20 protein-coding genes, 1 pseudogene and 1 riboswitch are annotated in these 16686 nt (G+C 61.2%); of the genes and pseudogenes, 1 reads left to right on the plus strand and 20 read right to left on the minus strand.

The window, feature by feature from the left end:
- Positions 1 to 25 precede the first annotated feature (25 nt).
- The 20 genes and pseudogenes from cobT to AC6CWS_RS11820 form a co-directional block, all read right to left on the minus strand.
- Positions 26 to 1081: a nicotinate-nucleotide--dimethylbenzimidazole phosphoribosyltransferase gene (cobT, locus tag AC6CWS_RS11725; RefSeq protein ID WP_065882036.1), complete on the minus strand. Its 1056-nt coding sequence runs from the start codon at positions 1079 to 1081 to the stop codon at positions 26 to 28.
- A gap of 74 nt (positions 1082 to 1155) precedes the next feature.
- Positions 1156 to 1701 carry a bifunctional adenosylcobinamide kinase/adenosylcobinamide-phosphate guanylyltransferase gene (cobU, locus tag AC6CWS_RS11730; RefSeq protein WP_064155017.1) on the minus strand — a complete coding sequence of 182 codons (546 nt, stop codon included), beginning with the start codon at positions 1699 to 1701 and terminating at the stop codon, positions 1156 to 1158.
- A complete protein-coding gene (locus AC6CWS_RS11735) occupies positions 1695 to 3218 on the minus strand; it encodes a cobyric acid synthase (RefSeq protein ID WP_065882038.1) in 1524 nt (507 codons plus the stop codon). The genes cobU and AC6CWS_RS11735 overlap by 7 nt, the downstream gene beginning before the upstream one ends.
- Positions 3215 to 4030 carry an energy-coupling factor ABC transporter ATP-binding protein gene (locus AC6CWS_RS11740; protein WP_004105088.1) on the minus strand — a complete coding sequence of 272 codons (816 nt, stop codon included), beginning with the start codon at positions 4028 to 4030 and terminating at the stop codon, positions 3215 to 3217. Before AC6CWS_RS11740 ends, AC6CWS_RS11735 begins: the two co-directional genes overlap by 4 nt.
- Before the next feature lie 8 nt (positions 4031 to 4038).
- Complete coding sequence (locus AC6CWS_RS11745) at positions 4039 to 4716, minus strand: energy-coupling factor ABC transporter transmembrane protein (protein WP_014839396.1); 678 nt, start codon at positions 4714 to 4716, stop codon at positions 4039 to 4041.
- Positions 4703 to 4984 carry an energy-coupling factor ABC transporter substrate-binding protein gene (locus tag AC6CWS_RS11750; protein ID WP_004105092.1) on the minus strand — a complete coding sequence of 94 codons (282 nt, stop codon included), beginning with the start codon at positions 4982 to 4984 and terminating at the stop codon, positions 4703 to 4705. The genes AC6CWS_RS11745 and AC6CWS_RS11750 overlap by 14 nt, the downstream gene beginning before the upstream one ends.
- A 1-nt stretch (position 4985) precedes the next feature.
- Positions 4986 to 5723 carry a cobalt ECF transporter S component CbiM gene (cbiM, locus tag AC6CWS_RS11755; RefSeq protein ID WP_065882040.1) on the minus strand — a complete coding sequence of 246 codons (738 nt, stop codon included), beginning with the start codon at positions 5721 to 5723 and terminating at the stop codon, positions 4986 to 4988.
- Complete coding sequence (locus AC6CWS_RS11760; protein ID WP_004105097.1) at positions 5720 to 6433, minus strand: cobalt-factor II C(20)-methyltransferase; 714 nt, start codon at positions 6431 to 6433, stop codon at positions 5720 to 5722. Before AC6CWS_RS11760 ends, cbiM begins: the two co-directional genes overlap by 4 nt.
- Entirely contained in the window at positions 6430 to 7224 is a 795-nt protein-coding gene (gene cbiK, locus AC6CWS_RS11765) for a sirohydrochlorin cobaltochelatase (RefSeq protein WP_004105099.1), read from the minus strand. Before cbiK ends, AC6CWS_RS11760 begins: the two co-directional genes overlap by 4 nt.
- Before the next feature lie 10 nt (positions 7225 to 7234).
- Entirely contained in the window at positions 7235 to 8020 is a 786-nt protein-coding gene (locus tag AC6CWS_RS11770; RefSeq protein WP_023290870.1) for a cobalt-precorrin-6A reductase, read from the minus strand.
- Complete coding sequence (locus AC6CWS_RS11775) at positions 8017 to 8742, minus strand: precorrin-3B C(17)-methyltransferase (RefSeq protein WP_004105101.1); 726 nt, start codon at positions 8740 to 8742, stop codon at positions 8017 to 8019. The genes AC6CWS_RS11770 and AC6CWS_RS11775 overlap by 4 nt, the downstream gene beginning before the upstream one ends.
- Positions 8742 to 9797 (minus strand): cobalt-precorrin 5A hydrolase, encoded by a 1056-nt coding sequence (cbiG, locus tag AC6CWS_RS11780; protein ID WP_064372413.1) that lies wholly within the window; start codon positions 9795 to 9797, stop codon positions 8742 to 8744. Before cbiG ends, AC6CWS_RS11775 begins: the two co-directional genes overlap by 1 nt.
- The gene (locus AC6CWS_RS11785; protein WP_065882042.1) at positions 9778 to 10551 is read right to left on the minus strand and encodes a cobalt-precorrin-4 methyltransferase; all 774 of its coding nucleotides are present in this window, start codon (positions 10549 to 10551) and stop codon (positions 9778 to 9780) included. The genes cbiG and AC6CWS_RS11785 overlap by 20 nt, the downstream gene beginning before the upstream one ends.
- Positions 10544 to 11113: a decarboxylating cobalt-precorrin-6B (C(15))-methyltransferase gene (locus tag AC6CWS_RS11790; protein ID WP_065882044.1), complete on the minus strand. Its 570-nt coding sequence runs from the start codon at positions 11111 to 11113 to the stop codon at positions 10544 to 10546. Before AC6CWS_RS11790 ends, AC6CWS_RS11785 begins: the two co-directional genes overlap by 8 nt.
- Positions 11103 to 11708: a cobalt-precorrin-7 (C(5))-methyltransferase gene (locus tag AC6CWS_RS11795; protein ID WP_102004479.1), complete on the minus strand. Its 606-nt coding sequence runs from the start codon at positions 11706 to 11708 to the stop codon at positions 11103 to 11105. Before AC6CWS_RS11795 ends, AC6CWS_RS11790 begins: the two co-directional genes overlap by 11 nt.
- Positions 11702 to 12841: a cobalt-precorrin-5B (C(1))-methyltransferase CbiD gene (gene cbiD, locus AC6CWS_RS11800; RefSeq protein ID WP_065882048.1), complete on the minus strand. Its 1140-nt coding sequence runs from the start codon at positions 12839 to 12841 to the stop codon at positions 11702 to 11704. The genes AC6CWS_RS11795 and cbiD overlap by 7 nt, the downstream gene beginning before the upstream one ends.
- A complete protein-coding gene (locus AC6CWS_RS11805) occupies positions 12838 to 13470 on the minus strand; it encodes a cobalt-precorrin-8 methylmutase (protein ID WP_004105109.1) in 633 nt (210 codons plus the stop codon). Before AC6CWS_RS11805 ends, cbiD begins: the two co-directional genes overlap by 4 nt.
- Before the next feature lie 10 nt (positions 13471 to 13480).
- Positions 13481 to 14440, minus strand: a complete 960-nt coding sequence (gene cbiB / locus AC6CWS_RS11810; RefSeq protein WP_065882051.1) for an adenosylcobinamide-phosphate synthase CbiB — start codon at positions 14438 to 14440, stop codon at positions 13481 to 13483.
- The gene (locus tag AC6CWS_RS11815) at positions 14437 to 15816 is read right to left on the minus strand and encodes a cobyrinic acid a,c-diamide synthase CobB (protein WP_065882055.1); all 1380 of its coding nucleotides are present in this window, start codon (positions 15814 to 15816) and stop codon (positions 14437 to 14439) included. Before AC6CWS_RS11815 ends, cbiB begins: the two co-directional genes overlap by 4 nt.
- Positions 15817 to 15904: 88 nt before the next feature.
- Positions 15905 to 16072: riboswitch (cobalamin riboswitch) on the minus strand.
- 290 nt (positions 16073 to 16362) lie between these two features.
- Positions 16363 to 16578: pseudogene (locus AC6CWS_RS11820) on the minus strand (helix-turn-helix transcriptional regulator); the annotation flags it as partial.
- 30 nt (positions 16579 to 16608) lie between these two features.
- Here AC6CWS_RS11820 and AC6CWS_RS11825 point away from each other — a divergent pair.
- The coding region (locus AC6CWS_RS11825; protein ID WP_223602338.1) for a hypothetical protein at positions 16609 to 16686 on the plus strand (78 nt) is incomplete at its 3' end.

The following is a 16686-nucleotide window of genomic DNA, read 5'->3' on the forward strand; positions in this document are numbered from 1 at the left end:
GGCGCAGCGCCGCTCCCCCACCTTCTCAGCCCTTCGGCAACACAATATTGCTCGCCGCCAGCATCCCCATTTCGTGATACATCGCGCAGGCCGCTTCCACGATCGGCATCGCCAGCGCCGCGCCGCTGCCTTCGCCCAGGCGCATCCCCATGTTGAGATACGGCTCCAGCTCCAGGTGCGCCAGCGCGATACGCGCCCCCTTCTCCGCCGAATAGTGCGACGGGATAAGATAGGGTTTCACCTGCGGCGCCATTCGGCACGCCGCCAGCGCCGCGGCGTAGGAGAGGAAGCCATCGAGCACCACCGGCAGACCGCAGGAGGCCGCGCCCAGCATTACCCCCGTCATCCCCAATAAATCAAAACCGCCCACTTTCGCCAGCACGTCCAGACCATCATGCGGATCAGGGCGGTTAACGGCGATGGCTCGTCGTACCACCTCAACTTTATTGCCAACCTTCGCCAACGGCAGATTAGCGCCAATTCCTACCACCTCCTGGGCATCGCTGCCGGTCAGGACGCTGACGATTGCCGCCGCCGGGGTGGTATTGGCCATTCCGAGCTCCCCGACGCCAAACAGCGTGACGCCATCCTCCGCCAGCCCCCGGGTATAGCGCATCACCTCCAGCAGCAGCTCTTCCGCCTGGCTGCGGCGCATTGCCGGACCAACGGCGATATTGCCGCAGCCGCGCGCCACGCGCATGTTGATGACGCCCGGTATCAGCTCGGCATCGATTCCAACATCAATCACGTGCATCTTCGCGCCCGCCTGCGCCGCCAGTACGCAAACGCCGGTTTTGCCCAGCGTCATATTCGCCGCCTGAATCGCGGTCACCGCTTTTGGCGAAATGGCGACCCCTTCGTCCCACACGCCGTGGTCGGCGCACATCACCAGCAGCGCCTTTTTTTTCACCTGCGGCACACCTTCAAGACCGGGCATGCCCGCCAGCTGCACGGCAAGATCTTCAAGGCGTCCAAGGCTTCCGGGCGGTTTCAGCAGACCATCAATATGAAGCCGGGCGCGCGCCATCGCGCTTTCATCAGGCGCCGGGATCGCGCCCAGTAGAGAGGTTAAGCTTTGCATAGAGGTTCTCGTCTTGTTGGCTGGCTCATGGCAGAACCAGCAGGAAGAATAACGCCCGGTACGGCGCGCCTGGCCTATTTGATTTTTACGCCGATGCCCGACACCACCAGCCACACCTCGTCTGCCGCCGCCGCCAGGCGCTGGTTGACGCGCCCGGCGATATCGCGGAAATGACGGGCCAGACGGTTTTCCGGCACAATCCCCATCCCTACCTCGTTGGTCACCAGCACCACGCGGGCCGGGCAGCGCTGGCAGGCGGCAATCAGTACCGCGATTTCGGCGTCGATCGCCCGCTCCATCGCCGCATAATCCCAGCCGTCCGGCGAGCTGTCGCCCCCCAGCGCAAACAGCAGGTTGGTCACCAGGGTGGTGATGCATTCCAGCAAAATCGCCTCCTCCGGGGCGATATCCGGCGTTATCAGCTCATCAAGCTGCCGCCAGCGCTCGGCGGTGCGCCAGTGCGCGGGCCTGCCGTCGCGGTGGTGCTGGATCCTCGCCGCCATCTCGTCATCAAAAACCTGCGAGGTGGCGATATACAGTACCTGCGGCGCATGGGCGATCAGCGCTTCGGCATGGCGGCTTTTACCGCTGCGCGCCCCGCCGGTCACTAAAGTCAGCATACGGGCTCCTGATGTTGGCGCATGATGGTGTAGATTTTTTCGATATCAATATGCTGACGCATCGCTTCCGCCAGCAGATCGAACTGGCGCGATTTATACTGCGCATACTCGAAATCGCTATCCAGCGCCGCCAGCCCTTTACGCTGGCGCAGGCCGTTAACCAGCGCGCGGGTAAAGGCATCGCTATCGAACAGGCCGTGCAGATAGGTGCCAAACGCCAGGCCGTCATCGCTGACCGCGCCGTCCGCCACGCTCAGGCCGCCTTTATGTAATTGCATCAGCGAACGGCAGCCGTCGCGCAGCTCGGTTTCGCCCATATGAATTTCGTAGCCGCTTACCGCCAGCCCCGCCGTTGCCGCCAGCCACGCCGGGAGCACCGGAGCCAGAGTCGCCGTGACCTGGGTCGTCGTTTTGCTCTGCGCAAAGTGGGTGACGGTATTGAGCAACCCCAGCCCCGGCTGGGTGCCAAGCCCCGACTCCACCTCATCGATAATGGTTTCGCCGAGCATCTGATAGCCGCCGCAGATCCCCAGCACCGGTACGCCCTGACGCCGGGCCTGCAGTACCGCATGCGCCATGCCGCTCTCGCGCAGCCAGCCGAGGTCGCCGAGCGTATTTTTACTGCCCGGCAGGATCACCATATCCACGGCCGCCAGCTCCTGCGGCTGGCGAACATAGCGGACGCGGACGTCCGGCTGCGCCGCCAGCGCGTTGAAATCGGTAAAATTGGAGATATGCGGCACCTGAATCACGGCAATCTCAATATCGCGCCTGTCGGTGCGCAGATATTTCCCTTTTTGCAGCGCGACGCCGTCCTCATCTTCAAGATCGACGTCCAGCCACGGCATGACGCCGAGCACCGGGACGCCGGTGAGCGTTTCTATCTGCTCGATCCCGGAATACAGCAGCGCCACGTCGCCGCGAAATTTATTAATAATCACGCCCTTGACCCGCGCGCGCTCGCGATCGTGCAGCAGCGCGAGCGTGCCGTAGATAGAGGCGAATACGCCGCCGCGATCGATATCCGCCACGAGGATCACCGGGCACTGGGCCATCTCGGCCATGCCCATATTGACGATGTCGCGATCGCGCAGGTTGATCTCCGCCGGACTGCCCGCCCCTTCCAGCACCAGCACATCATGTTCGGCGGCCAGGCTGTTATAAACCGCGAGGATCTGTTCCCGCAGGCGCGGTTTATATTCGTGATAGCTCACCGCGTCCATATCGGTCGCCACTTTACCCATCAGCACCACCTGCGCTTTGCGGTCGCTGGTTGGCTTAAGCAGCACCGGGTTCATGCGCACATCCGGGATAATACCCGCCGCTTCGGCCTGGAAAATCTGCGCGCGGCCCATCTCTTTGCCATCCGGCGTGATACCGGAATTAAGCGCCATATTCTGCGATTTAAACGGCGCGGTGCGCTGCCCGTCCTGATAAAAGATGCGGCACAGCCCCGCGACCAGCACGCTTTTGCCAACGTCAGAAGCGGTGCCCTGTAACATAATTGCCAGCGTCATGACGCCTCCTTCATCGCGTTGCTTCGCATCCGCGTAAAAAATTCTTCTTCAGTTTTACACAACGGCAGCCCGAGCTGCGCGTGCAGTTTCACCAGCCACGGCTGGGTGAGCCCGGCCTGGGCCATCAGTTCGCTGCGGGCAAACACCTCCCCGGGTTCGCCGTGCGCCAGCACTTCGCCGCGGCGTAACACGTAAACCGCATCGCTGATTTCATAGATCAGATCGATATCGTGGCTGGAGATCGCCACGTGGTTGCCCCGATCGGCAATACGCTTAATAATGTCGATCATCTGCGCGCGTCCCGAAGGATCGAGACCCGCCGTCGGCTCGTCGAGCAGTAAATAGCGCGCCTGCAGCACCAGCGCGCCGGCTATCGCCACGCGCTTTTTCTGCCCGTGGCTCAGGCACTGAATCGGCTGGTGACGAAACCCCTGGGCATCGACGAGAGTCAGGGCATCGTCCACCCGGCGGGCAATTTCCTCTTCCGCTACGCCCAGGTTCCGCAGGCTAAAGGCGATATCGCTGTCGATATCGGTATAGAAAATCTGCTGGTCCGGGTCCTGGAAAACGGTCGCCACCTGCTGACGCAGTGCCAGCAGGCCGCGCTTGCTGTAGTCCAGCGGTTTTCCCTGCCATAGCACCGCCCCGCTCTGCGGGCGCAGCAGACCGCTCAGGTTCATAAACAGCGTGGATTTTCCGCAGCCGTTCGCCCCCACCAGTCCGGTCACGGCGTGATGGGAAAAATCCAGCGTCAGCCCCTTCAGCACCGGCTCGTCCTGATAGCGAAACCAGAGATCGGTCGTGGCAAGCATACTTATCCTTAAAGGTGAAAATCACCCTGATACAGTTTGATATCCAGCGTGGTGCTCATCTGCTGGTAGCGGATCATCACCCGGGTAAACAGCAGTCCTACCAGCATCGCCAGCGAACGATAGCCCTTCGGCACGCTACGGTAGCCAAAACGTAATGTTTGCGCACGGTGAATCGCCAGCGCTTCGTCTAACAGAATAAAAATAAAGCGCCAGGTCAGCAGAATTTGCTCGGTCAGCAGCCGTGGCACCCGCCCACGCTTGAGCAGCACAATAAGCTGCGGGAACGGCAGATTCAGCACCAGCCAGAAGGTGGACGCCAGCGCCGCCAGGCTGCGCCAGAAGGTCTGATTGGCGGTCGTCAGCCCCTCCGATGTGATGCCCAGCCAGACGCTGCCCAGCGGCAGGCTCACCAGCAGATCCTGCGGATTGCGGCTAACGCTGAACAGAATGGTCAGCACACCGATCAGCAGGAAGCCAAACGGCAGCGCCATCCAACGGCACCAGCGCCACGGCGAGACCCGCAGCAGCCAGCAGGTTAAGGCGGCAATCAGCGCCATTTCGATACCCTGCCCCAGCGGAGGCAGGGTAAAAGCCAGCACCATCAGCAGCAGCCAGAACAGGAACTTGCGCTCCGGCGCGACGTGAAACCAGCGGCTCTGATAGCTGAGTCGGTCAAACCCGGTCATCACGGCGCTGTCTGCCTTTGCTGTAGCCCAGAATATAGAAAATGACCGCCGCGCCGAGAGAGCCCTGAAGCGTAAACAGCAGGCTCTCAATTTCTCCGCTAGCCGGTTCGTACAGCGGCTGGAACCACGGCTCATAATGCGGCGCAACCACCTGAATCTGGCTCTCCGCCTCGCCGTCTGAACCGCCGAATTCGCCGCCGTGATCGACAAAGAACGGCAGGATCACCAGCGCCACCACCATGGCGAACAATATCAGCGTCTTTTTCATGTTAATGCCCCTGTGCGGTAATCAGCTGACGTTTGGTCAACTGGTCGTAGATCATGACGGTTAACAGCCCTTCAGCAATGGCGATCGGGATCTGCGTCAGGCAGAAGATCCCCATAAACTTGACGATCGATCCGCTCGCGCCGGCGGCGGGATCCGGAAAGGCCACGCCGAGCTGTACGGAGGTGACAAAGTAGGTCACCAGATCCGCCAGCATCGCGCAGAGAAACACCCCGACGTCGCGGCGAATGCCCGCGCGGCAGGCCATTTTCCACACCATATAGCCGACCACCGGCCCGATGACCGCCATCGACATGCCGTTCGCGCCGAGCGTCGTCAGCCCACCGTGCGCCAGCAGCAGCGCCTGGAACAGCAGCACGATGGCGCCAAGGATCGCCACCACGCCAGGCCCGAAGAGAATCACCGCCAGGCCGACGCCGGTCGGGTGGGAACAGCTGCCGGTGACGGAAGGAATTTTCAGCGCCGAGAGGACAAAAATAAACGCCCCGCACAGCGCCAGCAGCACCTTCTGATTGTTATCTTCCTGCACAATGCGGCGCAGGCGCACCAGCCCGTACCACAGGCAGGGTAAAAACAGCAGCCACCATGCCAGGGCCCACATCGGCGGTAAAAACCCCTCCATGATGTGCATCGCGAAAGCCTTTTCGGGAACCGCTATCAGCAATAGCGCCGCAGCTAACCCGCTGAAAGACAGCTGTTTTAGCTGTTGTTCAAGTTTCATTCTGCATACTCCCACTGTTTATTGACCAGAATGGTCGAGAAATAGGGCAGCGGCTGGTCGTCGCTGACGTCATTGAGATGGCGCCAGCACTGCTCGCCCGGCAGCGTGGCTTCAGACATCATCAGCGCGGCATCCAGCAGACCGTTTTTCGCCAGCAGCGCTTTGATGCGGGGAAACCGCCCGTACACTTTCATCAGCACAAGGCTTTCATGCTGGCGCAGCGCCTGCTCGATTTCCGTTTCCGGCGCGGTGCAGGAGATCACCGCCAGCGACTGCTGCTCCATGGCCAGCGGCGTTTTTGAACGCGCGGCAATGGCGGCAAAAGAGGTGACGCCGGGAACAATCTCCAGCCACTCCGGGCAGCCGATACGCTGGAGTAAGAACACCCAGGTGCTGAACAGCATGGCGTCGCCGAGGGTAATAAAGCCGACCTGCTTGCCCGCTTCCACTTCCTGAACCAGCGCCGCGGCAACCTCATCCCACACCGCCTCTTTTTCCGCGCTGTCGGCGCTCATCGGGAAATGGCAGCAGCGTACTTCGGTCCGTTCGCCGATATACTCGCGCACGATGGAGAGCGCGAGGCTGTCGCCGCCTTTACGTCCGGCGGGCGCGTAGAGAATGTCCAGCGTGCCCAGCACCCGCGCCGCGCGCACGGTGATCAGGTCGGCGGCGCCAGGGCCGGTACTTAAGGCATATAGTTTGCCGCTCATGCCGCCTCCTCCATTGCCAGGCTCAGCGCCTGCTGCAGGTGAGCGACGAACATTGCGCGCACCGCCGGATTCTCTCCCAGCCCGTTCAGCCAGGGCGTCGCCGTGATACCGGCGGCGTTGAACAGCGTTTTCCAGGAGTCCTCTTCGTCCGAGGCCATATCGTTAATGGCGTGATCGCCGGCCACCAGCATCAGCGGCATCAGGTGCACGCCCTTCACCCCCTGCTGGCGCAGGCTATCGATAAGAATATCGACTTCCGGATAGCTCTCGACCGCGCCGACCCGCGCCGGAAACCCCTTCGCCGTCATCATATGATCCAGACAGGCGTAGGCGGCGAAAGCGTGATGGCTGGCGCCGTGGCCCATAAAGACCACCGTTTCATCGGCGGCAAGCGGCGGCATCTGCTGGCGCAGCGCCTGCATCAGCTGGACATAATCGTTATGGCTGCTCAGCAGCGGCGCCCCCAGCGTCAGGCGGAGGAACAGCGGGCGCAGGCTTTGCACTTCGCGGACGATCTTTTCATACTCATCGCCGTTGATAATGTGCAGCGACTGAATCGCCACATCCTGGTAGCCCTGCTCGGCCAGCTTCTGCAACGCCTGCAGCGGGGTATCAATCTCGATACCGTCGCGCTGTTTGAGCTTGCGGATAATCATCCCGGAGGTGAAGGCGCGAAACGTGTCGCGGTCCGGACAGCTGGCCGCCAGCTCGCGCTCGCAGGCGACGATATTCTTTTCACAGGTGTCGGGATAGCTGGTGCCAAAACTGACCACCAGAAGCGCTTTTTTCATTTCGGACTCCTTAAGCAGCGGCCAGCCAGCGCGCTAAGCGCCGGGCAAAGGCAGCCTGACTTTCCAGTAACTCTTCACCCGTCACCAGCGGCGCCGGGCGCGTAATCACGATGCAGGGGATACCGGCATCCAGACAGGGTTGTACTTTTTCCTGATAGCCGCCTTCGGCGCCGGAGGCTTTGGTGATCACCACATCGGCCCGGCACTGGCGGTAGAAAGCGGCGTTGAATTCGGCGCTGAACGGCCCGCACAGGGCGAAAATCTCGCCAACGCCAAACCCCAGCGCGGCGCATTGGGCGATGACATCGGCGACCGGCAACACCCGGGCCAGCAGCGTTTTGTCACCTAATCCCGCCCGCCAGCGCGCCAGATCTTTACTTCCGGTGGTGAGCAGCACGCGCTGGCCGAAGCGCCGGGCGACCTCGCAGGCCTGTTCAATGCTCTCCACGGTATAGAGCAGCGGATGCGTCAGGCCGCTCAGCTGCTCTGGGCGCTGATAGCGGCTCAGCAGCACGCCGGCGGTTTCACAGGCCCGGACGATATTGCGGCTTACCGCTTCGGCGTAGGGGTGCGAAGCATCGATCACCCAGCGGGTCCGGTTAGCTTTCAGCCAGGCGATCATCTCCTCCAGCTCGAGGCGCCCGCAGCGCACCTGGCCGCGAATATCCCCCGCCAGCTGCTGGCCGGTGGGCGTCGCCACCGACAGGGTGTAGGGGACCTGCGCCGCGTCAAGCTGCTGACACAGCGCCCTCGCGTCGCTGGTTCCGCCCATCACCAGCACCTCGCCGTGGCTCACAGCACGTAGCCTCGCGGGGTGATCATCAGGCCATCCTGGATATACGTCGCTTTGTTGCCGACGATCACCAGGCTGGTCATATCGACCGGTGCAAAATCCATCTCCCCCAGGGTGGTCAGCCATTTCTCCTGTTTTTTACGTCCGGCGGATTTCACGACTCCCACAGGGGTCTGCGCGCTTTTACTGGCCGACAGCAGCTCAAAGGCGCGCGCCAGATGGCCCTCGCGGCCGCGGCTGCGCGGATTATAAAAACAGATGACGAAGTCGGCTTCCCCTGCGGCGACAATGCGTTTTTCAATCACCGGCCACGGGGTCAGCAGGTCGCTGAGGCTGATATGGCAAAAGTCGTGCATCAGCGGCGCGCCCAGCAGCGAGGCGGCGGCAATGCTGGCGGTCATCCCCGGGATCAGGCGGACTTCCACATCCAGCTTCTGCTTGCTGACCAGTTCAAGCACCAGTCCGGCCATGCCGTAAATACCGGCATCGCCGCTGCTGATCAGCGCCACGTTATGCCCGGCCTGCGCCAGCTCAATCGCCGCCTGGCAGCGCTCAATCTCTTTGCACATTCCGGTTTTAATCACCTGCTTATCGCCGGTAAAGGCTTTCACCAGGTGCGTGTAGGTCTTATAGCCAACGACGATTTCCGCCGCCTGCAGCGCTTCAATGGCCTCCATGGTCATCATGGACTGCGAGCCAGGGCCGATTCCGATTACGCTTAACATCAGTGTGAAACTCCCAAAGTAATAGTGACGCCCTGTTCGCGCAGGGTTTCGCCTAACAGTTGCCCATGGCTCAGCAGCCAGGCCGCCGGACCGGATACGCTCCCCACGCCGACGGTTTTTCTGACGAACGATGAAGCGGGAAAGTGATGCTCATGCTCGCGCAGGGCATCAGCGGAAAAGGTTTCGAACGGTACGCGACAGCAGGAAGCCAGCTGAATCAGCCCCTGCTCGTGCTTCTTCAGCGTGACGCTGCCGATAGCTTTCAGCGCCAGCGGATCCAGGCGCTGCGCCTCAAGCTGGCGCGCCAGCAGCGCCGCTAATAGCGGGAATGGCGTATCGCGGCGGCAGCCAATTCCGGCGACCACCCGCTGCGGCACCAGCTTCCAGTGCGGGACGGCGATCGGCGGCAGTTCGTTGCGCAGCGTGACGCAGACCAGCGCATCCAGCTCGGGAAGCTGATGCAGATCGGCCACGGTGATAAACCCCCGCCGGTCGCAGTGGCGGACGTCTTCATCCAGCTCTTCGTCCCACCACAGACCGACGCGCTGATGGCTGACCAGCATCTGGTTGACGGTTTTCACCGCCGCGCGGAAGTCGCTCATCCGGGCATTAAGCTGGAATGCCAGCGTATCCAGGGCCGCCAACTCGTTGACGTCGGTGGCGGTGGTGATCACCGGGTCGGCGCCGAGCATCCCGGCCAGATAGCGGCTGAGGGCATTCGCGCCCCCCGCATGGCCGGAAAGCAGGCTAATGACGTGCTGGCCACGTTCGTCGATCACCACCACGGCCGGATCGCTGAACTTATCATTGACCAGCGGGGCCAGCACGCGTACCGCGATCCCGGTGGCGCCGATGAAAATCAGCGCCGAATAGCTGCTGAAGGCCTCGCGCGCGGCGCTGGCAAAACCGTTTTCAAAGGGGAGAAAACCCTCTTCCAGCAGCTTCTCGCTGGTAAAGCAGGTTAACGGCAGCATCGCCGCCAGCCGTTTCGCCAGCCGAACGCCCCCTGGCGTCAGGCAGAAAAGTGCGATTGATTCAGGCTTTACGGTATTCATGGCTAAAGTCCGCCGCGTAGAGTTTTGAGTAGTGATACTCAGAGCCCAGGAAATTCCCGACCAGAATGAGCGCCGTTTTGCGGATCCCCGCCTCGCGTACCTTGTCGCCGATATCCGCCAGCGTACCGCGTACGGTCTGGCTTTCCGGCCAGGTCGCTTTATAGATCACCGCCACCGGCGTGGTTGCCGGATAGCCGCCTTCAATCAGGCGCTCCGCTACCCGGTGAATGCGCTGCACGGAAAGGTAAATCGCCATTGAAGTCTGGTGGCTGGCAAATGATTCAAGCTGCTCGCGCGCCGGCACCGGCGTGCGCCCTTCAAGGCGGGTGATGATCAGGCTCTGGGAGACTTCCGGCACGGTGTACTCGACGCCCAGCTCCGCCGCCGCGCCCAGAAACGCGCTGACGCCCGGCACCACCTGCCAGTCGATACCGCGTTTGGTCAGCTCTTCGCCCTGCTCGCGGACCGAGCCGTACAGCGACACGTCCCCGGTCTGTAAACGCACCACCGTTTTCCCGGCTTTAACGCCGGCTTCCATCAGGTCGAGAATTTGCTCCAGATGCAGTTCGGCGCTGTCGTGACACTCGGCGCCGGGCGGACAATACTCCAGCAGCTCGGTGTTTATCAGCGACCCGGCGTAGATCACCACCTGGGCCTGCTGCAGCAAGCGGTAGCCCTTGAGGGTAATCAGCTCACGGTCGCCCGGCCCTGCGCCAACGAACCACACACAACGGGGGTCAAATGTCTCAGCCATGGTTTTCTTCCTTCTGACAGGCGATAACAAAAACGGGATTATTCGGTTTGAAATAGTGGCCGCTGCCCAGCGCGGTCAGCGATGAAACGTTCAGCTGCAGGCAATCAACCTGTTCGATTCCCTTCAGCCGCAGATAGTCGAGAGCGGCGTTCAGGTTCTCCTGCAGGATAAAGGTCATCACCAGGCGACCGCCGGGGTAGAGCTGCTGCCACGACCAGTCAATCAGTTCGTCGAGGCGGCCGCCGCTGCCGCCCATAAAAATGGCGTCGGCCCGCTCGGTCATCACCATCGGCGCTTCGCCGGGCAGGATCTCAATGTTGCCGCAGGTGAAATGCTGGCGGTTTTCGTCCAGCAGCCGGAGAGCCGCGGGGTTGCGTTCGATGGCGGTTACCTGCAAAGAGGGATACTGCAGCGCCGCCTCAATCGACACGCTGCCGGTACCGGCGCCGATATCAATCAGGTGGCTTGCCCGGTGCAGTTCAAGTTTGGCCAGCGCCAGCGCGCGAACCGCTTCTTTGGTCATCGGCACCTTCTCGCCGCGCAGAAAAAGCTCATCTTTCATCGAGGATCACCACCGCGTTCATCTCATATTCGGCATCGACCTCACTGACCAGTAGCCAGTGGATCCGCTCGTTATCCATCGCCAGATTTTCGCCAATCACCATCCAGCGATACCCTTTACCCCGCGCCGCCAGCTGGGCGGCGATTTCCCGCGGCCCGCAGCGCCCGTCGGTCACCATCGCCACCTTGCGCTGACGCGCCAGCTCATCAAAACAGACGTCTCGCCCGTGGCTGCTGGTCAGCCAGATATCGTTCATATCAATACCGGCCTTCGCGCAGAGATACTGCACCGCGCTGATGCCGGGAATAATGCGCACGCGATCGATGCCAAAGTGGGCGATCAGCCGCGTGCCGATGCCGTAAAAGAGCGGGTCGCCGGAGGCCAGCACCACCACCTTCTGCGCTGCGCGTTCGCCGAGCCAGACCAGCAGTTCGGCAATATTGGCGCCCAGCGCAAACCGTTCGCCGTCAAACTCAGGGAACTGCTGCAAATGCCGCTGACCGCCGACCAAAGCGTCTGCACTGGCGACCGCATCTTGCGCCGCCGGCGTCATCAAATGCAGGCCTGACGGCCCCATGCCAACCACCGTTAACATGACATCTCCCGCGCAATCTCGGCCACCGGGCGATTGCTGCCGAGGACCTTGTTATCAAAGGAGAACATGATGGCGTCGCAGACGGGCGGCGTTTTGGTAAAACGCAGCATCTGCATCACCCGCAGGCAGATGCGTTCAGCAAGATGGTTATAGATAGTCTGAAAACCGTACGCGTCAATGTGCTCCATCGCCGCTTCGGTGGTATCGCATTCGCTCACCAGTTGCAGCAGCGCCAGCGGCGCCCCCAACAGCGCCAGATGTGCGACCAGCGTTTCCATGCGCGCATCGGCGATATGGCTGTGGGTATGGAAGATCCCGGCGGCGACTTTAATCAGCTTGCCGGGATGGCCAATCAGCACAATCTGACGGAACCCGAGGCGGACGGCCTCTTCAATCATGTAGCCGACGAAGTTGCTCATGGTGACCACCACCTGCGAGTCGATGCCCATCTGCTCGCGGACGAAGCGTTCACCGTGGTTGCCCGGCACCAGCACCACCCGCTCCAGCCCCGCCGCGCGCTTAATTTCCAGCTCCAGCGACAGCGAACGCTTCCAGCTCTCTTCCGACATCGGCGTCACGATACCGGTGGTGCCGATAATCGAGATACCGCCCAGGATCCCCAGCCGCGAGTTATAGGTTTTCTGCGCCCGCGCCTCGCCCTCCGGGGCGAAAATCTCTACCGTCGCCCCGCGCGACGGGCCTATCGCTTCGCGCACCGCCGACTCAATGGTGTGGCGCGGGGTGCGGTTTATCGCCGGGCTGCCGATAGGCAGGCCGATTCCTTTACGGGTGATGGTGCCGATACCTTCGCCGCCGCGCAGGGTTATCTCGCCGGAGTCGTCGAGCGTCACGCGAGCGAAAATCAGCATGCCGTGGGTGGCGTCAACGTCATCGCCGCCGTCTTTACGAATCGCGGCGATCGCCTGCTGCCCTTCGACGTGCGGCGATTCGACGTTAAGACACAGGCTGACGCCGGAAGGAGTCACAATGGAGACCTGATGAATGAGGTGCTGGCGCATCACCATCAGCGCCGCGACCTTTGCCGCCGCCGTCGCGCAGGATCCGGTGGTATAGCCTTTACGCAGCGCCTTACCGTTGTGCCACACCGGGGCGTCGAAGGATTGCTCGCTCATCTCGCCCCCTGTAAGTGGTATAAAATGGCGTTGACGATAGCGGCGGCGACGTTGCTGCCGCCTTTACGACCCAGCGCGGCAATGCCCGGCAGGCCGCTCTGCGTCAGGGCGTCTTTCGACTCCGCCGCGCCGACGAAGCCGACCGGCACGCCAATCACGCCGTTGACCGCGACATCATGCTCCAGCAGACGAAACAGCGCGGTGGGCGCATTGCCGAAAACAAACACCTTCTCGCCCTCTTCGGCAACCGCAATATCGACCGCCGCCATCGAGCGGGTCATCCCCTGCGCTTTGGCCTCCGCCACCACGCGCGGATCGCTGATATAGCAGCGGCACTCGCCGCCGAATTTCGCCAGCAGAGTTTTATTGATCCCGGAAAGGGCCATGGTGGTATCGGTATAAAGCGTGCAGGGCTGGCTCAGGGCGGCGCTTAAGCGAGGAAGCACGTCGGGAGAAAACCACAGGATATCCAGCCAGTCAAAATCGGCGGTGGTGTGGATCACCCGCTTGATAATGGCTTCGTGTAGCGGGCTGGCAAAGCGGTAGTCCGGGCGGGTCTGCGCAATAATGTCGCCAATAATGTCGAAGCTTTTCGCCTCAATCGCCTGCGGTTGCTGGATATAGTGCATTCATTTGTCCTCAGGCTGCGCCGACCAGCCAGAACCGGATCGCCATAAACAGCGCCAGCGCCAGGGTCGAAGACACCCACATCAGTCGAATCGTTCGGGAAATATCGTCTACGGAAACGTCGCGCGTCGCCTCGCCAATCCACGGCTTCTCCACGCGCTGACCAAAGTAATCGTTAGGGCCGCCAAGCCGGATGCCGAGCGACCCGGCGACGGCGGCCTCCGACCATCCGCAGTTTGGGCTGCTGTGGTTGTAGCGATCGCGCCAGCCGATGCGCAACGCGCGGCCACTCGCTTCACCACAGAGGAGAGCGGCGAGGCTGATAAGCAGCCAGCTCAGGCGAGCGGGGATAAAGTTGGCGACATCATCAAGGCGGGCGCTAACCATGCCGATGGCGCGGTATTTTTCGTGCTTATAGCCGACCATCGAATCCAGGGTGTTGACCGCTTTATAGGCCATCGCCAGCGGCGCGCCGCCGAGCAGCAGGAAGAAGAGCGGCGCGATAATCCCGTCAACGGTGTTTTCCGCCACCGTCTCAACAACCGCGCGATTAATCTGCTGCGGCGCAAGCTGCGACGTGTCGCGCCCGACAATCCATGACAGCTTGCTACGGCTTTCCGCCAGATCCCCCGCGCGCAGCGGTCGCTCGACGTCCCGCGCCGACTGCGCCAGACAGCGTCCGGCCAGCACGGTGAAAATCATCCAGACCTCAACCAGCCAGCCAAGCCACGGATGAATCCTCTGCGCCAGCGTCAGCACGCCCCAGCAGACGCCCCACGTCAGTCCGACTACAACTATCCACATCACCCCGCCGCCGATGCGCAAGGCAACATCGCTACGGCAATAGCGGCGCACGCCGCGCTGAACGGCGGCGATCAGGTTGCCAATCCAGCGCACCGGATGCGGCCAGCTTTGCGGATCGCCGATGATAAAATCGAGAAGCCAGGCAACGCCCCATGCCAATAGCGTCATAGCGCGCTCCTTGCCGCAGCCAGCCAGTGGTTGAGTATGGTGGGGCGCTGCGCAAAATGCAGGTGCAGATAGCTGGCGAACGCGTTGCCCACCTGCCAGCCGCCGGACCACTGCTGAAGGGTCATACCGTCGCGGACCTTGCGGCAGGCCAGAACCGCCGGGGACTCGTGAGTAAAATCCGAGTAGTGAAATTCATGTCCGCGCAGGGTTTCGCCCGGCGCCGCCAGCAGCGTTTGCCGCATCGCTCGCGCCTCGCAGTAGCCAAAGCGGGTAAGCCGTTTGCCCATTTTGCTATGGCCGGGAATAAGGTTGGCCATCGGGTAGATATCACCGTTGGCGTCTTCCAGGGAGCTGCCGAGATACATCAGACCGCCGCATTCAGCGTAAATCGCCACCCCGCGCCGGTGCGCCTCCTGCAGCTGCGCCAGCATCGGCGTATTGGCCGCCAGCGCGGCAGCATGAATTTCCGGATAGCCGCCGCCGAGCCAAATCATCTGGCACGGTGGAAGCTCGCTATCGTGCAGCGGGCTGAAGCGCACGATATTCACTCCGCACCGTTCAAGCAGCGAGAGGTTGTCCGGGTAGTAAAAGTTGAAGGCCTCGTCGTCGGCCAGCGCCAGCGTCAGGCCCGCGCCAGCATCAGGGGACGGCAGCGTCGGCCACTCCCCGGCGGGTAGGATGGAGAGCTGGCTGAGGGTAAGAAGCTGTTCAATATCCAGCGTTTGCGCCAGCGTTTGGGCAAAATCGCGCCACGGCTGCTGGTTAACCAGCGACTCGCGGGCGGTAACCAGTCCCAGATGGCGTTCGGGTAGCGCCACCCCTTCCACTCGCGGTACGTAGCCGAGCACCGGCAGCTCGCAGTAGCGTTCAATGGCGCCTTTGAGAAGCTGATAATGGCTTTCGCTGTTGACGCGATTGACGATAACGCCGGCAATGTTAAGACTGGGGTCGAAGTGTTGAAATCCCATCACCGTGGCGGCGATGGAGGTGGAAACCGCTTTGCCATCTACCAGCAAAATGACCGGACAGCCGAGCTGTTTAGCCATCGCGGCGGTGCTGCAGTAGCCAGGGTCGGTACCGAAGCCGTCATAAAGCCCCATCACGCCCTCAATGACCGCGATATCCGCCCGCTGCATCTGTTCGCAAAATAGCGCGTTAAGCACCGGTTCCGGGAGCATAAAGCTGTCGAGGTTGCGGGAAGCGACGCCGCTGACGGCGGTGTGCCAGCCGGTGTCGAGGTAGTCCGGGCCGACTTTGCAGGGCTGAACCCGCATGCCGCGCTGCTTCAACAGGCTGAGCAGGCCAAGCGTGACCGTAGTTTTACCACAACCGCTGCCGGTACCTGCAAGAATGAATGCGTGCTGCCTGGCTGCCATACCCCGATCCTGTGCCGGGTGGTAGGGCTGCGTGCATTCCCAGTCTTTCGACTGTACGCATCTGAGCAACCCACTTCCCACCGAAGTTGTTGATTATTACCGACAGGCAGGTCTTCTGGCTTAGCGTCGTCCTCCCCCATCCTTCCCAATCCGGTAAGCAGATCAGTGGCTAAATATGGGTTCGTCAGCATCACAGCAGCGGGGGCTGCGGGGGATTCACACCCCCTTCCCTGGCGCCTGTCGGTTTTATCGAGCGGGATGAAACCCACTCGAATGATTCCCGGAACATCTTACGGAAGCAGGATGGCTTCCGTCGTGCTTAATTTTTAAATACCAAAGCTATTTCATTACGCCGATAGCGCGCTGAAAGCCATTTCGGATATCACTCTATCCCATCAAATAAATAAAAACTGGTGCAGTTTATCGTTCTCTCATTATTATTTTGTTGCGCTATGACAATTTATTGCTGTGAATGAGATATTTTCATTTTAGAATGAGCAGGATACGCGGGTATAACAAAAACTGGCGATAACAAATTATTGTCATTTAAACTGACTCAGTTTGTGATCTGGCGTTAATTTGCTGGCGATAGGCCTGCGGAGTCACCTGATAGGCCTGGCGAAAAACTTTGCAAAAATAGCTGGTTTGCGAAAATCCTAAATTCCGCGCAATGCTGGCGATGCTCCAGTCGCTGTGGCATAGCAGCTCTTTGGCGCTCACCATCCGCTGATGGTTCACCCAGGCATTAAAGCCGATACCCGGCTTTGTTGAATAAATCGAACTTTTGCTAAGTTGAAGGATCAGATCACGCATCTTCCCGACAACGCAGACCGTTCCGTGGCAAAGCAAAAGTTCAAAATCACCAACTGG

It is taken from the genome of Klebsiella sp. M041 (assembly GCF_059759695.1).

What these genes read in the sequence shown, in the direction of transcription:
- AC6CWS_RS11795 (WP_102004479.1), bottom strand. Translation starts at nt 11,708, where the DNA reads ATGTTAACGGTGGTTGGCATGGGGCCGTCAGGCCTGCATTTGATGACG.
- cobU (WP_064155017.1), bottom strand. Translation starts at nt 1,701, where the DNA reads ATGCTGACTTTAGTGACCGGCGGGGCGCGCAGCGGTAAAAGCCGCCAT.
- cbiB (WP_065882051.1), bottom strand. Translation starts at nt 14,440, where the DNA reads ATGACGCTATTGGCATGGGGCGTTGCCTGGCTTCTCGATTTTATCATC.
- cobT (WP_065882036.1), bottom strand. Translation starts at nt 1,081, where the DNA reads ATGCAAAGCTTAACCTCTCTACTGGGCGCGATCCCGGCGCCTGATGAA.
- AC6CWS_RS11790 (WP_065882044.1), bottom strand. Translation starts at nt 11,113, where the DNA reads ATGAAAGATGAGCTTTTTCTGCGCGGCGAGAAGGTGCCGATGACCAAA.
- AC6CWS_RS11785 (WP_065882042.1), bottom strand. Translation starts at nt 10,551, where the DNA reads ATGGCTGAGACATTTGACCCCCGTTGTGTGTGGTTCGTTGGCGCAGGG.
- cbiK (WP_004105099.1), bottom strand. Translation starts at nt 7,224, where the DNA reads ATGAAAAAAGCGCTTCTGGTGGTCAGTTTTGGCACCAGCTATCCCGAC.
- AC6CWS_RS11740 (WP_004105088.1), bottom strand. Translation starts at nt 4,030, where the DNA reads ATGCTTGCCACGACCGATCTCTGGTTTCGCTATCAGGACGAGCCGGTG.
- AC6CWS_RS11775 (WP_004105101.1), bottom strand. Translation starts at nt 8,742, where the DNA reads ATGTTAAGCGTAATCGGAATCGGCCCTGGCTCGCAGTCCATGATGACC.
- cbiD (WP_065882048.1), bottom strand. Translation starts at nt 12,841, where the DNA reads ATGAGCGAGCAATCCTTCGACGCCCCGGTGTGGCACAACGGTAAGGCG.
- AC6CWS_RS11760 (WP_004105097.1), bottom strand. Translation starts at nt 6,433, where the DNA reads ATGAGCGGCAAACTATATGCCTTAAGTACCGGCCCTGGCGCCGCCGAC.
- cbiG (WP_064372413.1), bottom strand. Translation starts at nt 9,797, where the DNA reads ATGAATACCGTAAAGCCTGAATCAATCGCACTTTTCTGCCTGACGCCA.
- AC6CWS_RS11750 (WP_004105092.1), bottom strand. Translation starts at nt 4,984, where the DNA reads ATGAAAAAGACGCTGATATTGTTCGCCATGGTGGTGGCGCTGGTGATC.
- AC6CWS_RS11805 (WP_004105109.1), bottom strand. Translation starts at nt 13,470, where the DNA reads ATGCACTATATCCAGCAACCGCAGGCGATTGAGGCGAAAAGCTTCGAC.
- AC6CWS_RS11815 (WP_065882055.1), bottom strand. Translation starts at nt 15,816, where the DNA reads ATGGCAGCCAGGCAGCACGCATTCATTCTTGCAGGTACCGGCAGCGGT.
- AC6CWS_RS11735 (WP_065882038.1), bottom strand. Translation starts at nt 3,218, where the DNA reads ATGACGCTGGCAATTATGTTACAGGGCACCGCTTCTGACGTTGGCAAA.
- AC6CWS_RS11745 (WP_014839396.1), bottom strand. Translation starts at nt 4,716, where the DNA reads ATGACCGGGTTTGACCGACTCAGCTATCAGAGCCGCTGGTTTCACGTC.
- cbiM (WP_065882040.1), bottom strand. Translation starts at nt 5,723, where the DNA reads ATGAAACTTGAACAACAGCTAAAACAGCTGTCTTTCAGCGGGTTAGCT.